Source organism: Ruegeria sp. BE9 (assembly GCF_056538765.1).
In genome coordinates this window covers 1-4,439 of sequence record NZ_JBQFTS010000016.1, presented here as the reverse complement: position 1 = coordinate 4,439, position 4,439 = coordinate 1, and the positions used below count along the sequence as shown (strand labels likewise).

The 4,439-nt window shown below is 62.1% G+C and carries 3 protein-coding genes; all 3 read right to left on the bottom strand.

The annotated features are described in order from the left end of the window. Window position 1: 1 nt before the first annotated feature. Entirely contained in the window at window positions 2–2,857 is a 2,856-nt protein-coding gene (gcvP, locus tag ACR0EO_RS22040; RefSeq protein ID WP_480693055.1) for an aminomethyl-transferring glycine dehydrogenase, read from the bottom strand. A 115-nt stretch (window positions 2,858–2,972) separates the two neighbouring features. Next, window positions 2,973–3,338: a glycine cleavage system protein GcvH gene (gene gcvH / locus ACR0EO_RS22035; RefSeq protein ID WP_480693054.1), complete on the bottom strand. Its 366-nt coding sequence runs from the start codon at window positions 3,336–3,338 to the stop codon at window positions 2,973–2,975. Between the two features lie 18 nt (window positions 3,339–3,356). Next, window positions 3,357–4,439, bottom strand: a 1,083-nt coding sequence (gcvT, locus tag ACR0EO_RS22030) for a glycine cleavage system aminomethyltransferase GcvT (RefSeq protein ID WP_480693053.1), incomplete at its 5' end; no start/stop codon positions are given.

Below are 4,439 nucleotides of genomic sequence, written 5' to 3'. Positions count from 1 at the left end.
TTTACTCTGCGGCTTCTTCGTATTCGGACATTGGTGGGCATGTGCAGATTAGGTTTCTGTCGCCGTATGCGTTGTCGACGCGGTTGACGGGAGACCAGTATTTGTCGACGCCCATGGAGCCCGGTGGGAAGCATGCCTGTTCGCGGCTGTAGGGGCGGTCCCAGTCTCCGACCAGATCGCGCACCGTGTGGGGTGCGTTTTTCAGCGGGTTGTTTTCCGCATCGATCTTGCCGTCGATAATATCCTGCGCCTCGGCCCGGATCGACAGCATCGCATCGCAGAAGCGGTCCAGCTCATCCATGGGTTCCGACTCTGTGGGTTCGACCATCAGGGTGCCCGCCACCGGCCAGGACATGGTCGGCGCGTGGAAGCCTGAATCGACCAGACGCTTGGCGATGTCATCAACGCTGACATGCGCCGCCTCATCCAGCGGACGGGTGTCGAGGATGCATTCATGCGCCACACGGCCGGACTCGGAGGTGTAGAGGATCGGATAGGCATCCTGCAGACGCGCCGCGATGTAGTTGGCGTTCAGGATCGCCACTTTGGTCGCCTGCGTCAGACCCGCGCCGCCCATCAGCAGCACATAGGCCCAGCTGACCGGCAGGATCGAGGGCGAACCAAACGGAGCCGCCGAGACCGGACCCACGGCGGTGCCGTATTCCGGGTGGCCGGGCAGGTGTTCCTCAAGATGCGCCTTGACGCCGATCGGACCCATGCCGGGGCCGCCACCGCCATGCGGGATGCAGAAGGTCTTGTGCAGGTTCAGGTGGCTGACGTCACCGCCAATATCACCGGGACGCGACAGGCCGACCATGGCGTTCATGTTCGCACCGTCGATATAGACCTGACCGCCGTGATCATGGGTGATCTGGCAGACCTCCTGCACGGTGGTCTCGAACACGCCATGGGTGGACGGATAGGTGATCATGCAGCCGGCCAGATGATCCGAATGCTTCTCGGCCTTGGCGCGGAAGTCATTCAGGTCGATATTGCCGTTCTCATCCGACTGCACCGGCACCACCTGCCAGCCCACCATCTGCGCCGAGGCCGGGTTGGTCCCGTGCGCCGAGGTCGGGATCAGGCAGACATTGCGGTGCCCTTCGCCGCGGGCGAAGTGATAGTTGCGGATGGTCAGCAGGCCTGCGTACTCGCCCTGCGCACCCGAGTTGGGCTGCTGGGAGATCGCGTCATAGCCGGTGATCTGGCACAGCTTATCGTTCAGATCCGCGATCATCTCGTGATAGCCCTGCGCCTGATCTTCGGGGCAGAACGGGTGCAGGTTGCCGAACTCGGGCCAGGTGACCGGGATCATCTCGATCGTGGCGTTCAGCTTCATGGTGCACGAGCCCAGCGGGATCATCGCCCGATCCAGCGCCAGGTCACGGTCGGCCAGACGGCGCATATAGCGTGTCATCTCGGCCTCGGCCCGGTTCTTGTGGAAGATCGGGTGAGTCAGATAGGGCGTCTCGCGCAGCGCGTAATCCGGCAGGCGGTACTGTTTGTTCGAGCTGTCATCCTTGCGGTCAATGCCAAAGGCACCCCAGACGGCCTCGATGGTCTCGGGGCGGGTCTGTTCGTCCAGGCTGATGCCCACTTTGCTGTCGCCGACCTTGCGCAGGTTGACGCCCCGGGCCACGGCGGCCTCCATGACGACGGTCTGCAGGTGACCGACCTCCACGGTGATGGTGTCGAAGAACACTTCCGGTTCGACTGAGAAGCCCGCCTCTTCCAGGCCAGCCGCCATGCGCGAGGTCTTGCGGTGCACCGATTGCGCGATGGCTTTGATGCCATCTGGGCCGTGATAGACCGCATACATCGAGGCAATCACCGCCAGCAGCGCCTGCGCAGTACAGACGTTCGAGTTGGCTTTCTCGCGGCGGATATGCTGCTCGCGAGTTTGCAGCGCCAGACGGTAGGCCTTGTTGCCACGGCTGTCGATCGACACACCAATGATCCGGCCGGGCATTGCCCGCTTCAGCTTGTCGGTGGTCGCCATATAGGCAGCATGGGGCCCGCCATAGCCCATCGGAACGCCAAAACGCTGGGTCGAGCCGATGGCGATATCCGCGCCCATCTCACCCGGTGACTTCAGCAGCGCCAGCGACAGGATGTCGGCGGCAACAATGGCGATGGCTTTGTGCTCGTGCAGGGCGGCGATTTCCTTGGTGAAGTCGCGCACATGGCCGTGGGTGCCCGGATACTGGAAGATCGCGCCAAAAACAGCGCCTGCATCCAGCGTGTCCGGATCGGCGACCTGTACGTCGATGCCCAGAGGCTCAGCCCGGGTTTTGATCACCGCGATGGTCTGCGGGTGGCAGTTCTTGTCGACAAAGAAGGCCGCGTTGTTGGCCTTGGACCGGCCGCCGCGCTTGGCCATGGCCATCGCTTCGGCTGCTGCGGTGGCTTCGTCCAGAAGCGAGGCGTTGGCCACATCCAGCCCGGTCAGGTCGCTGACCATGGTCTGGAAGTTCAGCAGCGCCTCAAGGCGGCCCTGGCTGATCTCGGGCTGGTACGGCGTATAGGCGGTGTACCAGGCCGGGTTTTCCAGAATGTTGCGCAGGATCGGTGCAGGCGTGGTGGTGCCGTAATAGCCCTGACCGATCAGCGAGGTCAGAACCTTGTTCTTGCTCGCCACCTGCTTCATGTGAAAGAGCGCATCGCGTTCCGTCATCGCCGGACCCCAGTCCAGCGGCTCCTTCTGCCGGATCGCCGGCGGAACAGTGGCATCGATCAGCTCGTCCAACGTCTTGAAGCCGATCACCTTGAGCATGTCGCGCATCTCGGTCGGGCTGGGGCCAATGTGGCGGCGATTGGCAAAGTCATAGGCTTCGTAGTCAGTCAGTTTGAAAGCCATTGCAGCGCTCCTATGAATAAGTCAGGTCGGGCGGAGACCGCGCAGGCCTCCGATACATCATCACGAGCCGGTCCGGCCCGAACGGGCGGAGCCCTGTGCAGGGCTCCGGTCTGGATCAGCCGATGAAGTCCTTGTAGCCGGCCTCATCCATCAGATCTTCGAGCTGAGACGCATCGGTGATCTTGATCTTGTAGATCCATGCCTCACCTTCGGGGTCTTCGTTCAGCGCGCCGGGATTGTCGGCCAGCGTCTCGTTGACCTCGACGATCTCGCCATCAACCGGGGCATAGAGCTCCGAGGCCGCCTTGACGGATTCGATCACGCCGATCTCGCCGTCTTTCTCGAACTCGTCACCCACTTCCTGCTGTTCCACGAAGACCACATCGCCCAGCTGCTCGGCGGCATGTTTGGTGATGCCCAGAGTGGCCGTGTCGCCGTTCACGTCGATCCACTCGTGCTCTTCGGAATAATAGGTTGCCATCTTGTCTCTCTCCTGACTTCAACGCTTGTAATTCTGGGTGACGAAGGGCAGCGCAACGATCTCGGCTGGCTGCGGCTTGCCCCGGATGATCAGATTGACGGTCTCGCCCGGCTCACCATGGCCTGCGGACACATAGCCCATCGCAACAGGGCCGCCGACCGTCGGGCCGAACCCGCCCGAGGTGATCTGACCGATCGTGTTGCCCTCGGCGCACTGGATCTCAACACCCTGACGGGCCGGCGCGCGGCCTTCGGGCTTGATGCCCACCAGCTTGCGGGATGCGCCCTCGACCAGTTCGCGTCGGATGCGATCCGCACCCGGGAACCCGCCCTCTTCCTTGCGCCGCTTCTGGATTGCCCAGCTCAGCGAGGCTTCGATGGGTGAGGTGCTCTGGTCAATGTCATTGCCATAGAGGCACAGACCCGCCTCCAGCCGCAGGCTGTCGCGCGCGCCCAGACCGGCGGCTTCGCAATCCTCATGCGCCAGGAAGGCGCGGGTGATCTCAATCGCCTTGTCCTCGGGGATCGAGATCTCGTATCCGTCCTCACCGGTATACCCCAGGCGCGAGATACGGCATTCGACGCCATTGATATCGGCCACGGTGGTTTCCATGAACTTCAGATCGCGGGCCGCGGGGCAGAGCTCGCCCACCACGTTTTCCGCCGCAGGGCCCTGAACCGCCACCAGAGCACGGTCGAAGATCTCGGTCACTTCGACGCCGTCCAGATTGGCCTCCATATGCGGAATGTCCTGATGACGCAGCGCCGCGTTCACTACCACAAAGTAGTGGTCCCCCGCATTCGACACGATCAGGTCATCCATGATCCCGCCATCCGCGTTCGTAAAGAACCCGTACCGTGCCTTGCCTTCCTTCAGCGTTGCATAGGCCTGCGGGCACAAAGCTTCCAGCTTCTCACCCACATTCTCACCCCGAAGGATAACCTGACCCATGTGAGACACATCAAACACCGCCGCCTTCTCACGACACTGCTTATGCTCACCCATAATACCCAAAGGATACTGAACAGGCATCTCCCAACCAGCAAAATCAACCATCTTGCCACCCAACTCAACATGCAAGTCATACAAAGGAGTGCGTTT